General features: G+C 70.9%; 21 protein-coding genes. 8 read left to right on the top strand and 13 right to left on the bottom strand.

Annotation, left to right across the window (positions count from 1 at the left end; all coding sequences use genetic code 11):
- Positions 1 to 11 precede the first annotated feature (11 nt).
- From AB0P18_RS11115 to proC, 3 genes are all read right to left on the bottom strand, one after another.
- Complete coding sequence (locus AB0P18_RS11115; protein WP_363360067.1) at positions 12 to 707, bottom strand: TrkA family potassium uptake protein; 696 nt, start codon at positions 705 to 707, stop codon at positions 12 to 14.
- Positions 700 to 2,067, bottom strand: a complete 1,368-nt coding sequence (locus tag AB0P18_RS11110) for a potassium transporter TrkG (protein WP_363360066.1) — start codon at positions 2,065 to 2,067, stop codon at positions 700 to 702. The genes AB0P18_RS11115 and AB0P18_RS11110 overlap by 8 nt, the downstream gene beginning before the upstream one ends.
- Before the next feature lie 66 nt (positions 2,068 to 2,133).
- Complete coding sequence (gene proC, locus AB0P18_RS11105) at positions 2,134 to 2,979, bottom strand: pyrroline-5-carboxylate reductase (protein ID WP_363360065.1); 846 nt, start codon at positions 2,977 to 2,979, stop codon at positions 2,134 to 2,136.
- Positions 2,980 to 3,103: 124 nt separating this feature from the next.
- Between proC and AB0P18_RS11100 the strand changes: the two genes are divergently transcribed.
- Positions 3,104 to 4,216 carry an alpha/beta hydrolase gene (locus AB0P18_RS11100; protein ID WP_363360064.1) on the top strand — a complete coding sequence of 371 codons (1,113 nt, stop codon included), beginning with the start codon at positions 3,104 to 3,106 and terminating at the stop codon, positions 4,214 to 4,216.
- Positions 4,217 to 4,262: 46 nt separating this feature from the next.
- Complete coding sequence (locus tag AB0P18_RS11095; protein ID WP_344055537.1) at positions 4,263 to 5,243, top strand: cation diffusion facilitator family transporter; 981 nt, start codon at positions 4,263 to 4,265, stop codon at positions 5,241 to 5,243.
- A gap of 278 nt (positions 5,244 to 5,521) precedes the next feature.
- Here the strand turns inward: AB0P18_RS11095 and tadA are convergent, their stop codons facing one another.
- Entirely contained in the window at positions 5,522 to 5,983 is a 462-nt protein-coding gene (gene tadA, locus AB0P18_RS11090) for a tRNA adenosine(34) deaminase TadA (protein ID WP_363360063.1), read from the bottom strand.
- A 55-nt stretch (positions 5,984 to 6,038) separates the two neighbouring features.
- On the opposite strand from tadA, the gene upp reads away from it, so the two are divergent.
- Positions 6,039 to 6,671, top strand: coding sequence for a uracil phosphoribosyltransferase (gene upp, locus AB0P18_RS11085; RefSeq protein ID WP_344055539.1), 633 nt, complete (start codon positions 6,039 to 6,041; stop codon positions 6,669 to 6,671).
- A 5-nt stretch (positions 6,672 to 6,676) separates the two neighbouring features.
- Here the strand turns inward: upp and AB0P18_RS11080 are convergent, their stop codons facing one another.
- From AB0P18_RS11080 to AB0P18_RS11070, 3 genes are all read right to left on the bottom strand, one after another.
- Entirely contained in the window at positions 6,677 to 7,924 is a 1,248-nt protein-coding gene (locus AB0P18_RS11080) for a type III PLP-dependent enzyme (RefSeq protein ID WP_363360062.1), read from the bottom strand.
- Complete coding sequence (locus tag AB0P18_RS11075; protein ID WP_363360061.1) at positions 7,921 to 8,442, bottom strand: hypothetical protein; 522 nt, start codon at positions 8,440 to 8,442, stop codon at positions 7,921 to 7,923. Before AB0P18_RS11075 ends, AB0P18_RS11080 begins: the two co-directional genes overlap by 4 nt.
- Positions 8,443 to 8,628: 186 nt before the next feature.
- Positions 8,629 to 12,174, bottom strand: a complete 3,546-nt coding sequence (locus AB0P18_RS11070; protein WP_363360060.1) for a TM0106 family RecB-like putative nuclease — start codon at positions 12,172 to 12,174, stop codon at positions 8,629 to 8,631.
- Between the two features lie 147 nt (positions 12,175 to 12,321).
- On the opposite strand from AB0P18_RS11070, the gene AB0P18_RS11065 reads away from it, so the two are divergent.
- The 4 genes from AB0P18_RS11065 to AB0P18_RS11050 all read left to right on the top strand — a co-directional run bounded on the left by AB0P18_RS11065 (position 12,322) and on the right by AB0P18_RS11050 (position 16,999).
- A complete protein-coding gene (locus AB0P18_RS11065) occupies positions 12,322 to 12,750 on the top strand; it encodes a YdeI/OmpD-associated family protein (protein WP_363360059.1) in 429 nt (142 codons plus the stop codon).
- Positions 12,751 to 12,786: 36 nt separating this feature from the next.
- Positions 12,787 to 14,856 carry an NAD(+) synthase gene (locus AB0P18_RS11060; RefSeq protein ID WP_363360058.1) on the top strand — a complete coding sequence of 690 codons (2,070 nt, stop codon included), beginning with the start codon at positions 12,787 to 12,789 and terminating at the stop codon, positions 14,854 to 14,856.
- A 3-nt stretch (positions 14,857 to 14,859) separates the two neighbouring features.
- Positions 14,860 to 16,323, top strand: a complete 1,464-nt coding sequence (locus AB0P18_RS11055; RefSeq protein WP_363360057.1) for an NAD(P)/FAD-dependent oxidoreductase — start codon at positions 14,860 to 14,862, stop codon at positions 16,321 to 16,323.
- Between the two features lie 118 nt (positions 16,324 to 16,441).
- Positions 16,442 to 16,999 (top strand): nucleoside phosphorylase, encoded by a 558-nt coding sequence (locus tag AB0P18_RS11050; protein ID WP_363360056.1) that lies wholly within the window; start codon positions 16,442 to 16,444, stop codon positions 16,997 to 16,999.
- A 6-nt stretch (positions 17,000 to 17,005) separates the two neighbouring features.
- Here the strand turns inward: AB0P18_RS11050 and AB0P18_RS11045 are convergent, their stop codons facing one another.
- The 4 genes from AB0P18_RS11045 to AB0P18_RS11030 form a co-directional block, all read right to left on the bottom strand.
- Entirely contained in the window at positions 17,006 to 17,191 is a 186-nt protein-coding gene (locus tag AB0P18_RS11045; RefSeq protein ID WP_344055547.1) for a hypothetical protein, read from the bottom strand.
- 61 nt (positions 17,192 to 17,252) lie between these two features.
- Positions 17,253 to 20,243 carry an AAA family ATPase gene (locus tag AB0P18_RS11040; protein ID WP_363360054.1) on the bottom strand — a complete coding sequence of 997 codons (2,991 nt, stop codon included), beginning with the start codon at positions 20,241 to 20,243 and terminating at the stop codon, positions 17,253 to 17,255.
- A complete protein-coding gene (locus AB0P18_RS11035; protein ID WP_363360053.1) occupies positions 20,240 to 21,394 on the bottom strand; it encodes an exonuclease SbcCD subunit D in 1,155 nt (384 codons plus the stop codon). Before AB0P18_RS11035 ends, AB0P18_RS11040 begins: the two co-directional genes overlap by 4 nt.
- Positions 21,395 to 21,449: 55 nt before the next feature.
- Positions 21,450 to 22,940, bottom strand: coding sequence for an MFS transporter (locus tag AB0P18_RS11030; protein ID WP_363360052.1), 1,491 nt, complete (start codon positions 22,938 to 22,940; stop codon positions 21,450 to 21,452).
- A gap of 63 nt (positions 22,941 to 23,003) precedes the next feature.
- Between AB0P18_RS11030 and AB0P18_RS11025 the strand changes: the two genes are divergently transcribed.
- The gene (locus tag AB0P18_RS11025) at positions 23,004 to 23,744 is read left to right on the top strand and encodes an alpha/beta hydrolase (protein WP_363360051.1); all 741 of its coding nucleotides are present in this window, start codon (positions 23,004 to 23,006) and stop codon (positions 23,742 to 23,744) included.
- A gap of 1 nt (position 23,745) precedes the next feature.
- On the opposite strand, the gene AB0P18_RS11020 is transcribed toward AB0P18_RS11025, so the two are convergent.
- Together AB0P18_RS11020 and AB0P18_RS11015 are read right to left on the bottom strand one after the other, a co-directional pair.
- Positions 23,746 to 24,066 carry a hypothetical protein gene (locus tag AB0P18_RS11020; RefSeq protein ID WP_363360050.1) on the bottom strand — a complete coding sequence of 107 codons (321 nt, stop codon included), beginning with the start codon at positions 24,064 to 24,066 and terminating at the stop codon, positions 23,746 to 23,748.
- On the bottom strand, positions 24,063 to 24,224 hold the full coding sequence (locus tag AB0P18_RS11015; protein ID WP_363360049.1) for a hypothetical protein: 162 nt from the start codon (positions 24,222 to 24,224) through the stop codon (positions 24,063 to 24,065). Before AB0P18_RS11015 ends, AB0P18_RS11020 begins: the two co-directional genes overlap by 4 nt.
- Positions 24,225 to 24,250 lie beyond the last annotated feature (26 nt).

Raw genomic sequence — 24,250 nt, 5'->3', positions numbered from 1 at the left:
TCATCGTCCGGTCAGCGCAGCTGAGCGAAGGCCTCGGCTCTCGACGTCGGCCCGACGATCAAGACCGCCGCGCCGGGAGCGAGCACCGTCGCGTTGTCGGCGTTCTGCCAGGATCCGCTGTCGTCGCGGTACGCCGCGATGGTGACACCATGCTGTTGGCGAAGGCGCGTCTGACCCAACGGCACGCCGACGAAAGAGGCGGGAACGGTGGCTTTGACCAGCGAATAGCCCCGGTCGATCTCGAGGTAGTCGATCGCGGCACCGCGCACGAGGTGCGCCACGCGCCGACCCATGTCCTTCTCGGGATACACCACGTGATGCACACCCACCTGGGCGAGGATCGTGCCGTGCTGTTCGCTGATCGCCTTGGCCCAGACGACGGGAACCTTCAACTGGAGCAGAAGCGACGCCGTGAGGATGGAGGCCTGCACGTCGTCGCCGATCGCGACCACGACGCGGTCGAACTCGTCCACGGCCAGTTGACGGAGCGCCTCCTCCTTGGTCGAATCCGCCCGGACGACCTGCGTGAGCTGACCGTTGTGCGACTGCACGATCTCTTCGTCGCTGTCGATGCCGAGCACCTCCGTCCCCGACGCCATGAGCTCCAGCGCGAGGCTGCTGCCAAAGCGGCCGAGCCCGATCACCGCAACCGAATCGGCCTCCGCGATCCGGCGGGATGTGTCTGAGAAGAGCGAGAACTTAGCCAATGGCGGGCCTCTCCTTGGGGTATTCGTACAGGATGCGACGTTGTCGCAGCGCGATGGCGCTGCCGAGGGTCAGCGGACCGAGCCGGCCGAGGAACATCAAGAGCACCAAGACGATCTCGGCCGCGTCGGGCAGGTCACCGGTGATGCCAGTGGACAAGCCCACCGTGCCGAACGCGGACACCGTCTCGAAGAACACCCGATCGAACGACAAGCCCGTGATGACCATGAGCGAGATCGTCGCCACCATGACGGCCGCGACAGCCATCAGCACGACGGTGATCGCCTGCCGGTGGACCGCGCGAGACAGTCGCTTGCCGAAGATGTTCACGGCGCCCTCACCCCGCAGCTCGGTGGCCATGATGAAGAACAGCACGGCGAAGGTGGTCACCTTGATGCCGCCGGCTGTTCCCGCAGGCCCACCGCCGATGAACATCAGCACGTCCATGCCCAGCCACGTCTCGTCGTGCATCAGTCCGATGTCGACCGAGTTGAACCCCGCCGTACGGGTCTGCACCGAATGGAAGAAGCCGATGAGCAGCCTCGTCGCAGGATCGTAGGCGCCGAGTGTCTCGGCGTTGGACCACTCGAACACCGTGATGTAGACCGTGCCACCCACGAGGAGGGTTGCGGTGGCCCACAGCACGATCTTGGTGTTCATGCTCCAGTGCAGCGGGCGCCGGAACTCCTTGCGCAGCTGCATGATCACCGGGAATCCGAGCCCGCCGAGGATGATCGCCCCGCACAGGGGCAGGCAGATCCAGGGGTCGGCGGCGAACCCGATCAGGTTGTCGCTGTAGAGCGCGAATCCGGCGTTGTTGAACGACGAGACGCTGTGGAACAGCGCGTACCACGCCGCCTCCCCCGGACCATAGCCATAGGCGAGCATGAAGCGCGGTGCGAGGAAGCAGAAGGTGACCGCCTCGATGATGAGCGAGATGAGCAGGATGCCGCGTACGAGCCCGCGGACATCGTCGTAGCCGACGGCTTTCGCCTCGGCGGCGGTGTTCAGGCGCGAACGGACTGTGAGTTTCCGCGCCAAGGCGAGTCCGACCAGCGACGCGAAGATCATGATCCCCAAGCCGCCGAGCTGGATGAGGACGAGGATCACGACCAGCCCGAACGGGCTCCAGTGCGTCGCCGTGTCCAGCACGGTGAGGCCGGTGACGCACACTGCGGAGGTCGCCGTGAACAGCGCGTCGACGAAGCCGGTCCATTCGCCCGAGCGCGACGAGATCGGGAGACTGAGCAGCGCGGTGCCGATCAGGTTGGTCGCGGCGAAGCCGGCCACGACAGCCTGAGCGGGGTGCAGGCGTATTCCACGGCGCGACCGCGAAGCGGTGACGGCAGGGCGACGGGCCACGGACCAGAGACTAGCCTTCCGCGTCGTCATCGCCGTGAACGCGGGCGCGACACTGCGCAGGCGAGGCTACGCACCGGCCGCGAGTTCGCGCGCGCGCTCGAGCGCGGCATCCGTCGCCCGGACGAAGACGTCGTCGAGGTGCGCGTCCTGCAGGACCGCCACCGCGCGCTCGGTCGTGCCCTTCGGGCTCGTCACCCGCCGCCGCAGCTCGGCGGGGTCGACATCGGATGCCGCCAGCAGCGCCGTCGCGCCGATGAAGGTCTGCTCGGCCATCGTGCGGGCGTCCGCCTCGCTGAAGCCCTTACCGATCGCGGCCTTCGTGAACTCCTCGATCAGGAGGAACACATAGGCGGGGCCCGAGCCGGAGATCGTCGACAGCGCGTCGATCTGGGATTCCGGCACCTCGATCACGGTGCCGACCGTCTCGAACAGCGCCCGCACGAGGGCGGTGTCCTCAGGCGTCGCGGCCGTCCCCGCGGACAGGCCGGTCACCGCGAGGCCGACGACGGCCGGGGTGTTCGGCATCGATCGCAGCACCGAGGTGCCGGCGGGGAGGATCGACTCGAACGTCGCGATCGTCACTCCCGCCGCGAGGCTGACGACGACGGCGTCGGGACCGAGGTGCGGCGTGATCTCGCTCAGCAGCTCCGGGACCATCGCCGGCTTCACGCCGATGAGCACGATGCGCGCCGATGCGACGGCCCGGGAGTTCCCGTCCGGCTGGTCTTCGAGGGCGATGCTCGTGACGCCGGGCTGACCGGCGAGCGGCCCAGCCTTCGCACGCGTGCGATTGGTCACCGTCACCCCACCCACGGCGAGCCCCGAGCGGACGAGCCCCTGCAGGATCGCCCCTCCCATCGAGCCCGCGCCGATGATCGCGATGGGGGGCAGGGCAGGGGTCTGTGCAGGCATGCCGATCATCCTAACCAGGCTGCGAGGAGACGAACCTGAAACCCCGTTCACCGGCGTGCGGGGCGGGGCTATAGTCGAGGAAACAGCGGCGAAAGACCCCCGCGCACAACGAAGGATCCTTCCCATGAGCCTCTTCGACGGCATCCGTTCCCGCATCGTGGAAACCCCGGATCTGAACGTGGGCATCCTCGAGAGAGAAGGCGACGATCCGGCGACACCCCCGGATCGGACGGTCGTGCTGATCCACGGCAACGTGTCGTCGTCGCTGTTCTGGCAGGAGGTCATGCAGGACCTGCCGAGCGACCTGCGGGTCATCGCGATCGACCTGCGCGGCTTCGGTGCGACCGAGCACGCGCCGGTGGATGCGACCCGTGGCGTCCGCGACTTCAGCGACGACGTGTTCGCGACGCTCGAGGCGCTCGGGATCCCCACGGCGCACCTGGTCGGCTGGTCGATGGGCGGCGGCGTCGTGATGCAGTATGCGTTGGATCACCCGGTGCTGAGCCTGACGCTGCAGTCGCCGGTCTCGCCGTACGGGTTCGGGGGTACGCGCCGCGACGGCACCCGGCTCACGGATGACGATGCCGGGACCGGCGGCGGCGGTGCGAACCCCGACTTCGTGCAGCGCCTCATCGACCGCGACACGACGGCGGACGCGCCCACCTCACCCCGGAGCGTCTTCCGGTCGGGCTATGTCGCGGCCGGATACACGACCGACCACGAGGACACCTGGGTCGAGTCGATGCTCACGACCTCGACGGCCACGGGCAACTATCCGGGCGACGGCGCGGCGAGCGCGAACTGGCCCGGATTCGCCGCGGGCACGATCGGCGTCCTGAACACCATGACGCCGCGGTACTTCGACGTCTCGGGCATCGTCGAGCTCGACCCGAAGCCGCCGATCGCCTGGATCCACGGCACCGCCGACGCGATCGTCTCGGACACGTCGTTCTACGACCTCAACTACCTCGGACAGCTCGGGATCGTGCCCGGCTGGCCCGGCGCGGACGTCGCCCCCGCCCAGGAGATGGTCGCGCAGACCCGCGACGTGCTCGACGCGTACGCCGCCGCGGGCGGTGAGGTCACCGAGGTGGCGCTGGAGGGCGTCGGGCATTCGGCGCACCTGGAGGCGCCCGCGGAGTTCCGTCACGCGCTGCTGTCGGTGATCGGCTACGTCGGAGCTCCCGCCGATCCCGCACCCCCGACCGAGACGATCATCCTCAAGTCCGCCGACTGACGCGGGCGGGGACGCGGGCGGGTCCGGGAACCTAGACTCGTCACTCATGAGTGCATCGGGTGGCGGCAAGGCGATCATCGCCGCGTTCTTGGCGAACATGGGCATCGCCCTGGCGAAGTTCATCGCGTGGTTCTTCTCGGGCTCAGCCTCGATGCTCGCCGAGGGCATCCACTCGGTCGCCGACTCCGGCAACCAGCTGCTGCTCCTGCTGGGCGGCCGCAAGGCCAAGAAGCGCGCCGACAGCGAGCACCCGTTCGGATACGGCCGCGAGCGCTACGTGTACGCGTTCGTCGTCTCGATCATCCTGTTCTCCGTCGGTGGTCTGTTCTCGATCTACGAGGGCGTCGACAAGCTCACGCACCCGCACGAGCTCGAGAACGTGTGGGTTCCGCTCACGGTGCTGCTGATCGCGATCGGACTGGAGTCGTTCTCGCTGCGCACCGCGATCCGTGAGAGCAACCTCGTCCGCAAGAAGGGCGAGTCGTGGGTCGGCTTCATCCGGCACGCGAAGGCACCCGAGCTGCCCGTCGTGCTCCTCGAGGACGTGGCGGCCCTCATCGGACTCGTCTTCGCCCTCCTCGGCGTCGGGCTCACCACGATCACCGGCAACTCGGTGTTCGACGCGATCGGCACGCTCATGATCGGCACGCTCCTGATCGTGGTCGCGATCACGCTCGGCATCGAGACGAAGAGCCTGCTCGTGGGCGAGGGGGCGACGGACGCCGATCACCGCAAGATCGTGAAGGCGATCACCTCCGGCCCCGAGGTGGAGCACCTGATCCACGTGAAGACCCTCTACCTGGGCCCCGACGAGCTCCTGGTGGCGGCGAAGCTGGGGTTCGCGGCGGACAAGCTGTTCGCCGACGTCGCGGCCGAGATCGACATCGTCGAGGCGCGCGTGCGCGCGGCGGTGCCGATCGCGCGGGCGATCTACTTCGAGCCCGACGTGTACGCCGGCCCCGACGACTCGGGTTCGCTCGCCGCGCAGCCGGCCACCGAGCAGATCGTCATCCGTTCCGCCGACTGACGCGCGGCATCCGCTCTCCGTCGCGCTCTCCCGCCGAGGTGGTGGGTTTCCCCCCGACATGGTGGGTTTCCCGCCGAAATGGTGGTCCCTCCCTCCGAAACGGTGGCTCCTCCCCCGAAATGGTGGGTTCTCCCCCGAGATGGTGGACACCACCTCGAAGGGAAAGGGACCATCTCGACGCGAAAGGGACCATCTCGACGCGAGAGGGACCATCTCGGGGGGAGAGGGACCACCTCCGCGGCAGAGGGATCGGCGCGCGGGGCGCGGAGCGCGAGGGGCTAGCGGCGGGCGGTGAAGAACGTGTGCAGGAGGGATGCCGCCTCCTCGGCGTACACGCCGGCGATCACCTCCGCGCGCTGCGGCAGCCGTCGGTCGCGGACGACGTCGTACACCGATCCCACGGCGCCGGCCTTGTCGTCCCACGCGCCGTAGACGAGGCGCGAGATGTGCGCCTGCAGCATCGCTCCGGCGCACATCACGCACGGCTCCAACGTGACCACGAGCGTGCACCCGTCGAGGTTCCAGCCGCCGCGCGCGACCGCGGCCTGGCGCAGCGCCACGACCTCGGCGTGCGCCGTCGGATCGTGGGTCTCCTCGCGCCGGTTGCGGCCCTCGCCGATCACCGCGCCCTCGGCATCCGTCACCACCGCACCGACGGGCACGTCGCCGTCCGCGGCTGCCTCCTGGGCGAGCACCAGGGCACGTCGCATCGCCGCGGCGTCGGAGGGGGCGGCGATCACCCTCAGAGCGTACGCCCCACCACGCCGGGGAGCCCCGGTGCCATACCCTGAACGTATGCGCCTGCACGTCGCGGATCACCCGCTCATCACCCACAAGCTCACGGTCCTGCGCGACCAGACCACCCCGTCGCCGGTGTTCCGCCAGCTCACCGAAGAACTGGTCACCCTCCTCGCCTACGAGGCCACGCGCAACGTCCGCGTGAGCCCGCACGAGATCCAGACTCCGGTCACCACGACGGTGGGTGTGCGCATCAGCGACCCGCGTCCGCTCGTGGTGCCGATCCTCCGCGCCGGCCTCGGGATGCTGGACGGCATGGTCAAGCTCCTGCCGAGTGCCGAAGTGGGGTTCCTCGGCATGGCGCGCAACGAAGTGACGCTCGAGCCGACGACGTACGCCGAGCGCCTCCCCGAGGACCTGAGCGACCGGCAGTGCTTCGTGCTCGATCCGATGCTCGCCACCGGCGGATCGCTCGGCGCCGCGATGGAGTTCCTCTTCGCCCGCGGCGCCCGCGACGTCACGGCGATCTGCCTGCTGGGCGCGCCGGAGGGCGTCGCGGCGATCGAGAAGCAGGTCGAAGGCCACGACGTGACACTCGTGCTCGGCGCGCTGGACGAGCGGCTCAACGAGAAGGGCTACATCGTGCCCGGACTCGGTGACGCCGGCGACCGCCTCTACGGCACGGTCTGAGTCGGTCACGCCAGCGCAGCGAGGGCCGGCTCGCGTTCCACAGCGCCGACCCGCGCGACCTCGACGGCGTCCAGCACGGCGATCGTCGTCACGGGTCGGCCGTTGAAGCGGCTGGCCGTCACGACGGTGTACGCGCCCATCGCCGGACTCACGAGCAGGTCGCCGACCTCGAGCTCGGGCATGAGCGCCTCGCGGGCGATCACGTCGCTCGAGTCGCACGTCGGCCCGGCGAGCGTCGCCCAGCGGTGCGCAGACGTGTCCACAGCCTCCAGCTCGCGCTCGGCGAAGATCAGCGGATGCACGTCCTCGGTGAGCACGTTCGAGTACGCCCCGTAGAGGCCGTCGTCCAGGTAGTACCACCGCCCGTCGTCACGTTCGGCGACCCCCACGACGCTCGTGACGAGCATCATCGACTCCGCGACCATCGCCCGTCCGGGTTCGGCGAGGATCTCCAGGTCGCCCGCGCGCGCCGCCAGCACGGGGCCGATCACGGCCGCGAGCTCTTCGATCGACCGCACCGCACTGTCGTACGCGATCGGGAAGCCCCCGCCGATGTCGAGCACGTCCAGGTGCACGCCGAGCTCGGCGCGGACGCGATCGATCAGCGCGACCGTCTCCGTGATCGCCGCGGCGAATCGGGCCGGGTCATCGAGCTGGCTGCCGACGTGGAAGCTGAAGCCGGCGACGCGGATGCCGCGCTCGTGCGCCGCGACGATCAGGTGCATGGCCTCGAACGGGCCCACCCCGAACTTGCTGGACAGGTCGCTCTTCGCGTGCGGGCTGCGGTACGCGAGCCGCACCAGGAGCCGGACATCCGACGGAGCTCCGATGAACTTCGCCAGTTCGATCTCGTTGTCGATCACGAACGTCCGCACGCCGGCGTCGATCGCCTCCGCGATCTCGGCGGCCTTCTTGATCGGGTGCGTGTGGATGATGCGTCCGCGCGGCACGCGATCGAGAAGCGCGAGCTCTTCGCCGGTCGCCACGTCGAAGCCGCACCCCTCCTCCGCGAGCGTCTCCAGGACCCCCTCGTGAGCGAGGGCCTTCACCGCGAAGTGGAAGTCGACGAACGGCAGCGCCGCCCGCAGGCGGCGGTACTGGGCGCGGACGCGCTCGGTCTGCAGCAGCAGAACCGGTGTGCCGTGCAGCGCGATCGCCGCGCGAGCGGCATCCGATCGCATCAGGGAGGCGGCCTCTTCGCGACGCGCGTCGCGGAAGGCCTCCTCCGCGCGGCGGGTGGTGGCGATGCTCACGAGTCCTGCTCCTTGGCGCGTCCTTCGCGCAGACCCGTCTTCGCGGTGATCATGAACGATCCGGCGGCCACCGCGTAGAAGATGATGTCCGCGACCACCTTGCCCGCCAGCAGACCCCACACCGGATCGGGGATGAGCCAGACACCGAGTGTGAGCGCTGCGGGGCGCACGAGCAGCGTGTCCAGGAGTTCGGCGGGCCCGAACTCGGCGACCAGCAGCATGAACGTGCGCACGACGGCGTTCCGGCCGTTCGCCGACACCGCGGACTGCTCGGCGTAGATCGTGATCGCCAGGACGGCGTAGAAGCCGAGGCTCTCCCCCACGATGGCTGCGAGCGCGATGAGTGCAGGTACATCGGTCCAGGCCGTGACGGCCAGCCCCGCCACGATCATCGCCGCGGTGCCCACGATCTCGGCGGGCAGGTACCGGATGACCCAGAAGAGCAGTCCGCGCCGCTTGGGTGCGTCCGCGGTGGCGGTCTCCAGACGGACGGTGGATCCGGCGTCGATGGCAGTCATGTTCTCCCCCTCGTTGAAAGGGAGAGCGCCCCGGGCACGCGGTGATACGTCGGCGCAAGGCAGAGATGGCCGCAGCATCCACCCCTCGCCGAACGGATGCCGCGGCCTGCGTCCCGAAAGACGCCTGGATAGCGTACGAACTCCGGGTTCCGGAACGGACGGGGTTGACAGTCGCGCCCGAGCCGTCTAATGGGCCTCGAGCACCGTCACCGGCTCCCGCGCGTCCACCGACGCATCGGCGGACTGCATCAGCCGGACGAACCCGCTGAGCCGCGCCACTCCGTCCGGCGTGCGCGGGAGGTCGTCCAGCAGGCCCGGTGACGAGACCAGATACGCCGTATGCATCGCGCGGGAGATCGCCACGTTCAGCCGGTTGCGCAGCAGGAGGAACTCGAGTCCGCGCGGTGCGTCGCGCCCGGACGACGCGGCGAGCGACACGATCGCCACCGCGGCCTCCTGACCTTGGAAGCGATCGACCGTCCCGACCGGCACGTCGGGGAATCCGGCATCCGTCAGTGCTCGCTCGACGGCCACCTGCTGCGCGTTGTACGGCGTGACGACGATGATGTCGCGCTCGCCCAGCGGGCGGGGCGGCAGCGTTTCGGCGTCGCCGTCCTCGCCGATGCGGATGCCGGTCCACTCGCGCCCGACGAGGTCGCGGACGAGCGCGGCGACGACGGCCGCCTCCTCGGGAGACTGCGTCGCGTTGCCGTGATGGCGCACCGGGATCGGAAGGAGACCCGGACGGATGCCGTCCAGGACGCGCCGCGCCGTCGCCGGATGCGCGGCGAGCTCGCCACCGTAGGACAGCCGGGAGACGGGCGCCGCGACCTCGGGCCTCATGCGCCACGTGCGCGCCAGGAAGTACCCGTACTCGGCGGGGATCACATCGGCCCCGTCGATCACCCACCCGAGCGCGGATCTGTCCACAGGTGCGGGATGGGTCCCCTGGCTGACCTGCGGCAGCTGCTGCGGGTCGCCCAGCAGAAGCAGCCGCGGCGCGGCGAGCGAGACCGCGATCGTCGAGGCGAGGGAGAACTGTCCGGCCTCGTCGATCACGAGCAGGTCGAGGCTGCCCCGGGGTACGCGCCCCTCGTGCGCGAAGTCCCACGCGGTGCCGCCGACGACGAACCCGGTCGCAGCATGCTCCGCGGTGAATGCGGTCATGCCGTTCTTCGGGATCACCGTGTACGGGATGCCGGGGGCGGAGGCGTCCTTGGGCGCCTTGCCGACGATGCCCGGCTCGACGCCCGCCGCGACGACGCGTCCGAGCATGTGCTCGACGACGTTGTGCGACTGCGCGACGACTCCGACCCGGAAGCCGTGCTCGCGCACGAGCCGCGCGATGACGTGCGAGCCGACGAACGTCTTGCCGGTCCCGGGCGGTCCCTGCACCGCGAGGTAGCTCTGATCGAGGTCGAGCACCGCGCGGACGATCGCGTCGACGTCGTCGCCGGTCGATGCCGGGAGAGACCCGCCGCGGGTGCGCGGGGGTCGGCGCAGCAGGATGTCAGTCGCTGGATGGCCGGGCAGATCGGGCGCGGCGGCGAGGAGACCATCGGCCCAGTCGTCGATCGCCGCCTGCTGACGGCCGGCGCTCGGCGGCGCCTGGGGTGTCAGTGCGATCGGCAGCTCGTCCCACGTGTTCCCGTCCACCGCGAGCTCTTCGACGATCGCCCCGTCATCGAGCACCTCGACGACCGTGACCGTTCGGACGCCGTGGATCCACCGCGGCTTCGCATCGAACGGGAACGGCGCGGGCAGCTCGTAGATCGCGAACGGCGAGGAGCCCTCACTGAGCCGCGTCCCGGGTGCGAGCTCGCCCCGGAGCTCGACGCGTCGGCGCTCGCTCTTGCCCTCGGGGTGGTGCCAGTCCTCGATGACGCGTGACCGGGTGGCGTCGACGACCGTGACGTCGCGGGTCTCCTCCCACAGCGACAGCGGCTCGCGCAGGCGGAGGAAGTGCGTGGCCCAGAACGATTTGGCCTCGCGCGGGTAGTAGTCGATCGCCGCGGCGCCCAGCTGCAGGGCGGCGGACTCGGGTGATTCGTCGGGAAGGTCTGCGGCGAGCGCCGTGAGGGCGACCGCGCGCGGAGACGGCTCGTACGACCGCTCGTCCGGGTCCTGGTTCGGCGTCGGGCGGAGCCCCGCCTCCCGCGCATGGTCGACGAGCCAGTCCCGCAGACGCCTCGTCGACACGCAGTCGTAGCGGTTGTAATCGGCGAGGTCGTCGAAGATCGCCTGCGCCGCGGCATCCGCCCCCTCGTCCTGCAGAGCGCGCGCCTCGACGTAGCGGACGATCGAGTCGTCGCCCTTCTGCACGTCGCTCGTGCGGACGTCGGCGCCCATGTAGAGCGGCTCGAGCTTCTTGATCGAGTACGACCGCGACCCGACCCGCAGCGCCTGCCGGACGATCGGGTACAGGTCGACGAACACGCCGTCGCGCAACAGGCGGTCGACCTCGGCCTCGCGCGTCCCATAGCGCGCCGCCATCGTCAGCAGGTGCGTCGGCTCGTACGGGGCGTAGTGGTAGATGTGGAAATCCGGATGCCGGGCCCGGTGCACCTCGAGAAGATCCAGGAAGCGCTGCAGAGCCGCCTTCTCGTCGGCGAACGAATGCGCCCACAGCGCGCTGTACTGCTCGCGGACGTCCACCCACCCGAACAGGTAGTCGATGCCCCACACCGTCGCATCGCCCTCGGTGTAGAGCGGATCGCCCTCGAAGTCGAAGAAAAGGTCTCCGAGGTCGGGCCGCGGGAGGGCACCGAGCGCCTTCGGCGCGACGACTTCGTACGGCGGCGGGGCGCCGGTCGGGTCGGCCCCGCCCGTGCCCGCCGGCGCGCTCAGCTGCAGCCGCGCCTGCGTGCGCAGCATCGCGAATGTGTCCGGATTTATGCCCGCGGGCCCGGTCGGAGCCGCGGCGAGAGCGTCGATCGTCTCGACGCCGGCGGCGCGCAGCCGCTCGCGCTGCACCGGGCGCATTCCCGCCACGAGCAGGAGGTCGCGATTCGCGATCACTTCGAGGTCGCACGTCGCGCACCGCCCACACGCGATGACCCCGAGCTCGCCGCGGGGGTCGCCCCATGCGATCGCCGGCGCGTCGGCGCCGCGGTCGAGCGCGCGGTCGGCGATCAGGGCGCGCAGGCGGGCGCGGCGGAGATCGAACACGGGGAGCAGATCGTCGACGAGATGCTCGCTCGTCGACCCGTCGCCCAGCAGGAGCTCGACGCGATCGGAGCGCGGGATGCCGAGCCGGTCGAGCTGATCGGCGTAAGCGGCCAGCTGCATGAGTGCGGTCACCCGGGCGCGGCGCGCGAGTTTGCTGTCCTGCACCATCCACCGGCCGCCGTCGTCGCGGACGAGGAAGTCGGCAAAGCCCACGAACTCGTCCGTCGCGAAAGCCGCCTGGTAGATCACGTCGGCGTCCGAGGCGAGGGCGGTGTTCGTGTGGGCGACGGCGGCGGCCAGCGCGTCGGCATCCGATGATCGCGCCGCGGCGATCTCGATCACGCCCTCACCGAACCGACGTCGGTAGTCGGCGAGCACACGCAGCTCGTGCTCGCCGCCGAGGCGGCCGGCGCGTTCGAGTGTGGCGTCTTCGGGCTCGTCGACCGCCGCGATGCGCCCGAGCTTCGCGTCGATCGCCCGCAGCCAGGCGAACTCGCACTCGGCGGCCGCCTTGAGGTCGCTCGCGCTCCAGACGACGCGCGCCTCAGCCGGGATGTATCGCACAGGGTCCCTTTCGTCCCCCCCGATCGTACGTGCGTCCCCCGACACCGCCTGCCGCTCGCGAGAGGGCACACATGCACCCTGGACACGGCGTGTCGCCCGGCACATCTGCCCTCTCGCGAGGAGCAGGTCGGTTGTACGCTCCCGGATATGCGGTTCGAGACGACGCTTCTGCAGCAGGGCAACAACACGGGCATCGAGGTCCCGCCCGACCTCGTCTCCGAGCTGGGCGGGGGAAAGCGCGCCGCGGTGCTCGTGACCGTGAACGGCTTCCGCTATCCGAGCACGCTCGCGGTCATGGGCGGGCGCCACCTGATCCCGTTCTCCTCCGACAAGCGCGCCGCCACGGGGTTGACGGGCGGAGATCCGATCACGGTCGACCTCGAGCTCGACACGACCCCGCGCACCGTGGAGGTGCCCACGGATCTGGGTGCCGCTCTCGATGCCGCAGGAGCGCGGCAGGCGTTCGACGCGCTCGCCCCGAGCGCGCAGAAGGCGCACGTCACGAATGTCGAAGGCGCGAAGACCGCGGACACCCGCGACCGCCGGATCGCGGCGATCGTGGCGAAACTCGGCTGACGCGACGAAGCGCCGCCCTCCTGACAGACTGGGCGGATGAGCCTCGACTTCGAGAGTGCCTACCGCCACGGCTTCGCCCGCATCGCCGCGTGCACGATCCCCGTCGCGATCGCCGACCCGGCGCGCAACGCCGAAACCGTGCTCGCGACCGCACGCGCGTGCGACGCCGATGCCGTCGCCGTCGCCGTCTTCCCCGAGCTGTGCCTGACCGGGTATGCGATCGACGACCTCGTGATGCAGGATGCCGTGCTCGATGCGACCGAGCACGCCATCGCGACGCTCGTGGCGGCATCCGAGGATCTTCTGCCGATGCTCGTGGTGGGTGCGCCGCTGCGGCACCGCAACCGCCTCTACAACTGCGCCGTCGTGATCCACCGCGGCGAGCTGCTCGGCGTGGCCCCGAAGTCGTACCTGCCGACGTACCGCGAGTTCTACGAGCGCCGCTGGTACGCCCCCGGCGACGATCAGGCGGGGCAGGACATCCGGATCGGCGAGCTGCAGGCGCCGTTCGGACCCGACCTGCTGTTCGAAGCCCTCGACGTGCCGGGTCTCGTCGTCCACGCCGAGGTCTGCGAAGACGTCTGGGTGCCGATCCCGCCGTCCTCCTCCGCGGCGCTGGCGGGGGCCACCGTCCTGCTGAACCTCTCCGGCAGCCCGATCACGATCGCCCGCGCCGAGGACCGCAAGATCCTCTGCCGGTCGCAGTCGCTGCGGTGCCTCGCTGCGTACGCGTACGCCGCTGCCGGGCAGGGCGAATCGACGAACGACGTCTCGTGGGACGGTCAGACCCTGATCTACGAGGGCGGCACCTTGCTGGCCGAGACCGAGCGTTTCCCCGACGGTCCTCGTCGCGCGATCGCCGACGTGGACCTCGACCGCCTGCGGCAGGATCGCCTCCGCCAGGGCACGTTCGACGACAACCGGCGCGCCGAGCACGCCGACGCGATGTTCCGCACGGTGCACTTCGAACTCAACCCGCCGGCCGGCGACATCGGCCTGCACCGCGCGCTGGACCGCTTCCCGTTCGTGCCGGATGACCCCGCGCGTCTCGCGCTGGACTGCTACGAGGCCTTCAACATCCAGGTGTCGGGTCTCGTGCAGCGCCTCCAGGCCATCGGCGGGCCCAAGCCCGTGATCGGTGTGAGCGGCGGCCTCGATTCCACCCACGCGCTCCTGGTGATCGCCCGGGCGATGGATCGCATGGGGCGCCCCCGCAGCGACATCCTCGCCTTCACGATGCCGGGGTTCGCGACCTCGGATCACACCAAGTCCAACGCGATCGCCCTCGCCGAGGCGATCGGCGCATCGATCGAGACGATCGACATCCGGGATGGCGCCACCGAGCTGCTCGGCCGGATCGGGCATCCGTTCGCCGACGGCGAGCCCGTGCACGACGTGACGTTCGAGAACGTGCAGGCGGGACTGCGCACGGACTACCTGTTCCGGCTGGCGAACCAGCGGGGCGGGCTCGTGATCGGCACGTCCGACCTGTCCGAGCTCGCGCTCGGCTGGGCGACGTACGGCGTGGGCGACCAGATGAGCCACTACGCCGTGAACACCGGAGTTCCGAAGACCCTCATCCAGCACGTCATCCGCTGGGTGATCGCCGATGACACGACCGGGCTGAGCGCCGAGGCCAAGCGGGTCCTGCAGTCGGTGCTCGACACCGAGATCAGCCCCGAACTCGTCCCGGCGGGACAGGACGGCAAGCTGCAGTCCACCGAGGACCGCATCGGCCCCTACGCGCTGCACGACTTCGCGCTCTTCCACATCCTCCGCTATGGCATGCGGCCGTCCAAGATCGCCTTCCTCGCCGAGCGCGCGTGGCGCGATGCGGATGCCGGGGCGTGGCCGCCGGGCTTCCCCGCCGAGGACCGGTACGCCTACGACCTGCCCACGGTGGCGAAGTGGCTCCGGGTCTTCCTGCAGCGCTACTTCGCGTTCGCGCAGTTCAAGCGCTCGGCGATCCCCAACGGCCCGAAGGTGTCGCCGGCAGGATCCCTCTCCCCGCGCGGCGACTGGCGCGCGCCGTCGGACGGGAACGCGGCGGTCTGGCTCGCCGAATTGGATGCCGCCCTCTCCGAATCCGCCCGCGCGGACGACTGATCCATGGGCAAGCGCGCCACGGTCGTCGGCAGCGGGCCCAACGGCCTCACGGCCGCCGTCGCGCTCGCGCGGGCCGGCTACTCGGTGCGCGTGCTCGAAGCGTCCGCGCAGGCCGGTGGCGGTCTTCGCACGGCCGAGCTCACGCTCCCGGGCTTCCGCCACGACATCGGATCCGCGGTGCATCCCGCCGCGCTCAGCTCCCCGTTCTTCCGCGCCTTCCGGCTGCGCAGCCGGATCGACTGGGTCACCCCCGACATCTCCTACGCCCAACCGCTCGACGGCGGACGGGCGGCGATCGCGTGGCGCGACATCGACCGGACCGCCGAAGCATTGGGACAAGACGCCCGCGCGTGGCGCGCAGTGTTGCGGCCGCTGAGCTCGCACCTGGACGCCGTGGTGGATTTCACCGGCTCGCAGCTGCTGCGCGTGCCGCGGCATCCGCTCACCACCGCGAGATTCGGTCTGCGCGTCCTCCAGCTCGGCACGGCGCTCGGCCGCGGGACCTTCTCGACGAAGGAGGCAGCGGCCCTGCTGTCCGGGGTCTTCGCGCACGCGAACACCCGCCTGCCCTCGCTCGGCGCCGCCGCGTCGGGGCTCTTCCTCGCCGCACACGGCCACACCGGCGACGGGTGGGCCTACCCCCGAGGCGGCGCGCAACGCATCGCGGACGCGCTGATCGCCGACCTGCGCGCGCACGGCGGCGAGGTCGTGACGGAGCACCGCGTGGACTCGCTCGCAGACCTCGACTGGGGCGACCCGGCCGCCGGCGACGTGCTCGTGCTCGACACGTCGCCGCGGCTGCTGCTCACCCACCCCGGGATCCCCGGCGGCTACGCACGGGCGATTCGCCGGTACCGCTACGGCGCCGGCGCCGCGAAAGTGGACTTCGCACTGGACGGCCCCATCCCCTGGGAGAACCCCGACGTCGCGCGATCGCCGACGGTGCACCTCGGCGGAACGCGCGCGGAGGTCGAGCACGCGGAGAACACCGTGGCGCGGGGTGCGGTGTCCGGCCGACCGTACGTGCTCGCCGTCCAGCCGTCGGTCCTCGACCCGACGCGGGCGCCGCGCGGCAAGGCTGTGCTGTGGGCGTACATCCACGTGCCCGCAGACTCCCCGCTGGACCCGACCGAGCTCGTGACCCGGCAGGTCGAGCGCTTCGCTCCGGGTTTCCGCGACCGCGTCCTGGGCTCTCACGCGATGACCGCGGGGGAGCGCGTCGCGTTCAATCCGTCCGACATCGGCGGCGACATCCTGGGCGGCGCGTTCACCGTCGTGCAGGCGGTGCGCCGGCCGGTGGTCTCCCCTGCGCCGTGGCGGACTCCGATGCCCGGCGTGTACCTGGGCTCGGCATCCACTCCCCCCGGTCCGGGGGTCACCGGCATGCCCGGCTGGTACGCCGCGCGGCAGGTGCTGCGAGACGCCGGAGTCGGCGAGGTCGTCCCCGCGGACCTGTTCAGCGTCTGATCCCCGCGTTCCCCCGGCAGGTTGGCGACACCGATCTGCGATGGCCCTATGAAACCTCAGGCGCCGTCGCAGGAACATGGCGCCGAAGCTTGCGGGCACGACCTGGGAGACTGGAGGGATGAAACTCCTGGTCGCCGCCCTCGAAGCCGAACTCGTCGCCTTTCCGGAGGACCTTCCGGGATTCGACCGGCTCGTCACCGGTCCGGGCAAGCTGCAGGCGACGTATGCGCTCACCCGTGCTCTGGATGCCGCCAGCTATGAGGAGATCGTCGTGGTCGGCACCGCCGGTGCGATCGACACACTGCTGAGTGCGGACGTGTACGAGATCGATGCCGCGATCCAGCACGATGTGACCGACATCGACGGGATCGTGGGCCAGCACGTGTCCCTGCCGCCCCGCGTCGAGCTCGGACGCGAAGGCGTCACGATCGCGACCGGCGACCACTTCGTCGACGACGTCGAGGCCGTCGCGGTGATCCGGCCCCTCGGGGCAGGCCTGGTCGACATGGAGGCGTACGCGTACGCGTGGGTGGCGGAGCAGTTCGGCGTCCCGATCCGCGTGATCAAGGCGGTCTCGGATCGTGCGCAGGACGACGCGATCACCGACTGGCGTGCGACGGTGACCGCCTGCAGCGCTCAGCTGCGCGAGTTCATCCGCGACGAGTACGGCGTCTGAGCCGGCTCAGACCTCGGTGTCGCGGCGCGAGAAGATCACGCGCAGGATCACGAAGACGATCAGCGCCACGACCGCGACCGCGAGCAGCTTGAAGACGAAGGCCAGCACCGAGAACAGGATGTTCACGAGGAACCACGCGATCACGATGGCTGCGACGACGCCGACGATGGTCCAGATTGTTCCCTTGTTCACCCCTCCAGCCTACGGCGCCTGAGCCCTGCTCCTCCGCCCTCGTGCCGGGAGGAAGCTCCGGTCAGACCGGAAGCGCCGAGTCCTGGCGGATCACGCTCGGGCCCTGCGCCGTGGCCTCCACCACGAGCTGAGCGGGGAGCTGCTCCTTCATCGCCGCGACGTGGCTGATGAGGCCGACCGTGCGCCCGCCCTGGCGGAGCTCGTCGAGCGTGCGCATCGCGAGGTCGAGCGTGTCGTCGTCGAGCGAACCGAAGCCCTCGTCGATGAACAGGGTGTCGAGCTTCACGCCTCCTGCGCGGGCGGTCACGACCTCCGCGAGGCCCAGCGCGAGGGCGAGCGAGGCGAGGAACGTCTCACCGCCGGAGAGCGACTGCGCGGGACGCGCCTGACCCGTGTGGGCGTCCATGACCTGCAGACCGAGGCCGGATGCCGCTCCCCGCGCCGCGCGGGCGTCGGTGTGCTGCAACCGATATCTGGCGGACGACATGTCCTGCAGACGCAGATTCGCGGCCTCGACGATCTCTTCGAGCTCGGCGGCGAGGACGAACGACTCGAGCGTCATGCGGTGCGTGTTCGGGGCCTTGCCGGCGACCGTGTTCGCGAGCCGGGCCACGACGTCGTACTCGTCGGCGAGGTCGGCGATCGTCGCGTGCGCCTGTACGGCGCGTGCGTGCAGGTCGCGGAGGCGCTCGTGCGTCTGCGCGGCATGCACGGCGGCATCCACCGCGGCGCTCCACGCGTCGCGTGCAGCCGCCAGAGCGGTGCTGAGCGGTTCGAGGTCGATCGGATCATCAGGTTCGCCCGCCAGGTCGAGCTCGAGCTCGCGAAGACGGTCCCGTTCGGCGCGCAGCGCCGCGTCGTGGTCGCGGATCCGGGCGTCCAGCGCTGTGCGTTCCCCCGCGTCGCGCAGAGCCGACGTGGCCTCCGCCGCATCGACGAACCCGGAGCTCTCGATGCGGACCGCGAGGTCGGCGGCGGCATCCGCGGAGGCAGCCGCCCGCACGGAGGACTCCGCGTGCGCGTCCTCGAGCGCCTGCGCGAGGCTCCGAAGCCGAGTCGCCTCCGCGATGCGGGCCGAGACCGACGCGAAGTCGCCGCGGGCGGCATCCACGGTCGCGCGTGCGCCCGCAGCCTGCGCTTCGTGGCGGGCGAGCGCGGTCTGCGCCTCGACCAGCTCGGCCGCGAGTGCCTCGCGCTCGGTGGCTGCGGCCTCGTCGGTCGCGTGGAGTTCGTCGCGCTCGGCCTGCAGTCGGTCTCGTGACCGGGCGGAGTCGGCGGCGGCCACGAGTGCAACCTCCGCGGCCGTCATGGCGGTCTCCAGCGTCTCCACCGACTCGCCGCCCGCTCGGGCGAGGGCAGCGGCGTGGGCGTCGCGTGCGAGCCGTGCGCGCCCGGATGCCGAGCGCTCGGCATCCGCCGCGTGATCCTTCTGCGCCTCGGCCGCGGCGACGTCGTCATCGGTCACCACGGTGTCCGTCAGCGGCGCCGGTGCGGGATGCTCGAGCGCGCCGCACACCGCGCAGGGTCCTCCGTCGACGAGGGCGGCGGCGAGTTCGGCGGCATGGCCCGCGAGGCGCTGTCGGAGGAGCGCGTTCACCGTCGCTGCGGCGCGCTCGAGCGCGGTCAGTGCCACGGCGTGCGCGGCGTCGGCGTCGTTCCGCGCGCCCGCGAGCTGTTCCGCCTCCCGCGCGGCGGCGAGCCGCTCGGCGACCTCGTCGCGGTGCGCCTGCGCCGCGGGGAGCGCACCCGCGGCGGCGGTGTGCAGGCGGATCTGCTCGTCGAGCCGGGCGAGTCGTTCGGGGAGCCCTGCCCGTGCCTCGTCGATCCGGCCGAGGAGCGCCGTGAACTCGGCGCACGTCTCCCGCGTGGTGACCACGGCGTTCTCGGCGGCGGCGAGTTCGGACTCCGCCGACGCGGCGGCCGTCGCGATCGCGATCTCGCCGGTGAGCTGCGCGATGCGGATGCCGAGCCCGGCGGCATCCGGTCGCTCCCCCGCCGCGATCCAGGCCGTCAGCGCGAGCTGCTCGGCGGCGGACGCACGGCTCGCGGCCGCCTCGGCGCGGGCGGCGGCATCGATCGATGTGCGCAGTGCCTCGGCGGCGACCGCGCGCTCGAGGACCAGACGGTCGTGGTCGATCGCGCCGGACGCGGACTCCAAGGCGGCCAGTGCCGTCCGCGCGCGGACGCGCTGCACCTGCTTCTCGCGCAGGGTCGCCGCGGCACGGTGCCGCGCCTCGGCCGCCGCGTGCGCGGTGTCGGCGGCATCGCGCTCGCGCGCACTCGTCTCGGCGCGGTACGCGGCGCGCTGCACGGCGCGCTCGACTTCCGCGAAGCGGTCGGCGGTCGACGGAGTCCCGTCGGCCGAGGGCTCGTCCCCCGCCGTCTCGCGCGTGAGGCGCTCCGCCTCGCCGAGGAGCATCCCGACTCCGTCGCCGGCGGCCGTCAGCGCGCGCTCGGCGTCCTTCCGGCGCTGCTCGAACGCGTTCTGATAATCCTCGTACGTGCGCGTGCCGAACAGCTTGCGCAGCAGCCGCTGCCGGTCGTCGTTCTTGGCGAGGAGGAACTCCGCGAATCGCCCCTGTGCCAGGAGGATCACCTGGAGGAACTGCTGCTGACTCAGCCCCAGGATCTCGTCGAGCTCGCGGGCCACATCGACCGGGCGCGCTGCTTTACCGACCCATTCGCCGTCGACGAGTTCATCGAGCTGGGCGCGGTGGGGTTCGGTCGTGAGCCCCGGTCCGCGCAGCTTGGGACGTTCGTATTCGGGTGAGCGGGTCACCCGCCACCGCCGCTCGGCGGCGCTGAACTCGACCGAGACCGTCGTCGGGTCCTCCGGTGCGCAGTGGTCGCTGCGCAGGCGCTTGTCCGCGCCCTCGTAGCGCGGCGCCCCGCCGTAGAGCGCGAAGCACACGCCGTCGAGCACACTCGACTTTCCGGCGCCGGTGCGGCCCGCGATCAGGAAGATACCGTCGGCGGCGAAGGCGTCGAAGTCGACGACCTGCCGCTCCCGGAACGGCCCGAACCCTTCGATCTCGAGACGGTGGAGTCTCATGCGCGCGCCTCGGCGAGACTGCGCTCGTCGATGACGTCGCGGACGATCCGCGCCTCGTGCTCGCTTGCGCCCTCGCCCTCGCGCACGTGGATGAGGAACGCATCGACGAGTTCGGCATCGCTGCGCGCCGCGCGCACGCGACGGGAGTAGGTCAGGCCGTCGTTTGCGCGCCGACCCTCCGGCGTGTGCATCACCGTGGCGCAGAAGGGATACCGGGCCTGCAGACGCCGCATCGGATCGAGCTGGGGCGTCGCGTCGGTGTACTGCGCGCACACCCACGCCTGTTCGGAATCGGTGAAGCGCTCGTCGGTCAGGAGCTCATCGAGCGTGCCGCGGAGGGTCTTGAGGGACCGCGGCACGGGCAGGTCGAGCCAGGTCACGCTCGACAGCCCGTCGGCGTCGAGGTCGACCAGCCACGAGCCGCGCGGCTTGTCGCCCTCGCCGAAGCTGTAGTGCAGCGGCGCTCCGGCGTACCGCACCCGGTCGGAGAGCTGCTGGCGGCCGTGGATGTGGCCGAGCGCGACGTAGTCGGGCCCGTCGAAAGCGCTCAGCGCGACGACGTCCAGACTCCCCTGCCGGATCTCGCGCTCGACACCGGCGGTGGCCTCCACACCCGCGGCGAAGCAGTGTGCGATCGCGACCGAGCGCCCGCCGCGGGCCTCGAGGTCGGCGCGGACGAGACCCATCGCGTGCACGATGGTGGCTTGCTGCGAACGCAGCCCGGCATCCGGCCACAGATGCCGCACGAGCGCGGGCTCGAGGAACGGGATGCCGTAGAAGTGCACGGGGCCGTGCGCGTCGGCGATCGTGATCGGGATGCCGACCGTGAGCGGATCGGTCACGACGTGGATCCCGTCCCGCAGCAATGCGGACTGGAAGCCGAGTCGCGCGGCGGAGTCGTGGTTTCCGCTCGTCACGATGATCTGGGCACCGGAGGCCGAAAGTGCGGCGAGGGTGTCGGTCAGCAGGGAGTAGCACGCGGCCGCGGGCGCGGCGGAGTCGAACACGTCGCCGGCGACGATGACGACGTCGACGTCGTTCTCGCGCACCTGATCGGCGAGGCGCTCGAGCACACCGCGCAGCGCGTCGAGCGTGGAGTGTCCGTGGAAGGACCGCCCGATGTGCCAGTCGGAGGTGTGCAGGATCCGCATGCTCACACGCTACGGGGGGCCGCCGACATCGCCGCCGAGGCGAGCGGGCTTTCGCTCAGCCGACCTTCTGCTTCTTCTTGCGCCGCGAGCCGAGGTCGATGACCGAGATCGAGAACGCGAGGGCGACGAAGATCGCGACGGCGATCATCCCGTACGCGTAGGCGTCGTGATAGACGACGATGTCCGGTGCGTCTCCGCCGGCCTCGCGGTAGATCGTGGCGTAGAAGAGCGACAGGGCCACAGCCGTGCCGACGGCGGTGCCGATGCGCTGGCCGAGCTGTCCGATCGAGCCGGCCACCCCGCCCTGCTTGACCGGGATGTCGGCGAGGGTCAGCGTCTGGTTGGGCGAGATCACGAGTCCGCCGCCGATGCCGCCGACCACCATGACGCCGGCCATGACCCACGCGACGGCATCCGCGGGGACGAACAGCGCCGCGGCGGCGAGCCCGACCACGCACAGGAGCACCGCCGAAAGGCCCCAGACGACCACCGGTCGCCCGTACTTCCCGACGAGGTTGCCGCCGATCCAGGAGAACACCGCGCTCGCGAGAGCGAACCCGATCGAGACCATGCCCGCGTACACCGGCTCGAGTCCGACGCCGGTCTGCAGGAAGAGGGTCGTGAGCAGGAACAGAGCGGGAAGCGCGGTGAAGTACGCGGCGATCAGCAGGGTGCCGTTGCGGAAGGAGGACACCCGGAACAGCGCGAACCGGATGAGCGGCTGGTTGCCGTTGCGTTCGTAGCGGCGCTCCCACGCGACGAACGCGCCGGCGAAGAGCACGAACGCGACCAGGAGCCACCACCGACGCGGGTCGTCGTCCGGCGACCCGGTCGTGAAGAGGAACGGCCACATCAGCGAGAGCACGGCGAGGCCGAAGAGCACGACGCCGAACACGTCGAACGAGAGCGCCTTGCCCGTCTTCAACCGCGTGCGCGGCAGCACCCAGATCGCGAGCCCGATCGCGATGAGCCCGAGCGGCACGTTCATCCAGAAGATGAGGCGCCAGCCGTCCGTCGCCCCGCCGACCAGGATGAGGAGTCCACCCAGTGTCGGCCCGAACGCCGTCGCGATGCCGATCGTGGCGCCGAACAGTCCGAACGCCCGTCCGCGCTCTTTGCCCTGGAAGAGCTGCTGGATGAGCCCCAGGACCTGGGGCATCTGAATGCCGGCCGCCACGCCCTGCAGCAGCCGGGCGACCATGAGCATCACCGGGCTCACCGCGATCGCGCACAGCAGGCTCGTGACGGTGAACAGCGACAGGCCGACGATGAACAGCGCGCGCCGGGACCGCTGATCGCCGAGCCGGCCCATCGGCACGAGCACGAGCCCGAACGTGAGCACGTATCCGGAGACGATGAGCTGCAGCTCGGTCGACCCGGCGCCGAGCGCCTCTTCGATCGACGGCAGCGCGACGTTCACCTTCGACAGGTCGAGGATCGTGATCGCGGCGACGGCGACGCACACCCAGAAGGCCCGCCACCGCTGGGGGGCGCTCAGGGTGATCGTCCCGGTGGGGGCGGCGGTGCGCGAGGCGGTATCGGACATCGCGTCCACGCTAGTCCTGCGGGCGGTTCCGGGGGTCGCTCGGGATGCGGTTAGCCTCGACGGGTGAGCGCGATCGCCTCCTTCAGCCATGCGGGCGCGACCCTCGTCGCCGAGACCCGCGGCGCCGCCGACGCGCAGAGCACGTTCCTGCTGGTGCACGGGATCGGGATGGGCCGCACGATCTTCGCCGACCTGTCCAAGCATCTCGTCGCTGCCGGCGGCGGCACGATCGCCGTCGACCTGCCCGGGTACGGCGAGGCACCCGAGCCGGTCCGCGTCCTGACGATGGAGCGGACGGCCGACCTTCTCGCCGCCTTGCTGCGCGATCGCCGCAGCGCGCCGGTCGTCGTGGTGGGGCATTCGATGGGCAGCCAGATCGCCGTCGAACTCGCGGCGCGGCATCCGCAGCTCGTCGACCGCGTCGTCCTGATCGGGCCCACGGTGAACCGGCGGGAGCGGACGGCGTGGCAGCAGATCCTCCGGCTCGTCCAGGACATCGCGATCGAGAGTCCGCGGGTGATTGCGATCGGAGCCCGGGAGTACCTGCGGGCAGGACCGAATCTGCGCGGCAAGCTCCGCGCGATGCTCGCGCATCGACCGGAAGCCGTCTACCCGCGCGTCGCGGCGCCGACGCTCGTCATCCGCGGCGAGTCGGATCGCGTCTGCCCGCCGGCATGGTGCCGCTTCGTCGTCGCGGCCCTGCCCGACTCCTCGGCGACCGAGATCGCCGGGCACGGCCACGAGACGATGATCCGGGATGCCGCGGCCTCGGCCGCCGCCATCCGACGGTTCCTTCGGGGCTGACTCAGACCCCGTCGCCACCGCTCGGGTGCGCGCGGCGCGCCCATGTGGTGACCTCGTCGTCGCTGAGCTCGATCTGCGCGTCGGACAGCCGCTGACGGATGACCTCCGCATATCGGTCGTGCGACTCGTCCCCCAGATCGACGCGGGTCTGCGCGGCGATCCCCTGGAGCTTGTCCTCGGTGCTGGCGTCGTTCTGCTCGAGCACGGGCTCGTTCTGCACGGGCTGCCCGTTCCCGTCGACCTGCGCGCGCTTGTCGTCGGAATCGTGGACCGCCCCGCCGACGGAGTCCACTGCGGAGGCGCCACTCTGTGCGTCGCTCATTGGTCTTCACCCTTCTTCAGGTCATCATCGGTGATCAGGTCGGGGTCGGCGTTCTGGCCGGGCTGATCGCTCTCGACATCATCCCCCGTATCGGCGGTGGCGTCCGTTCCGTTCGGGGTGTTCGGCGGCAGGCCCGTGGATGAGGCGTCCGTGCTCATGGTGTCTCCAATCGACTCCCCCACAC

This window comes from Microbacterium sp. NPDC064584, from assembly GCF_040687315.1.
In the GTDB taxonomy this organism is placed as follows: Bacteria; Actinomycetota; Actinomycetes; order Actinomycetales; family Microbacteriaceae; genus Microbacterium; species Microbacterium lacus.
Note: the sequence above shows the minus strand (reverse complement) of the source record. Positions and strands in the feature narration are given on the sequence as shown.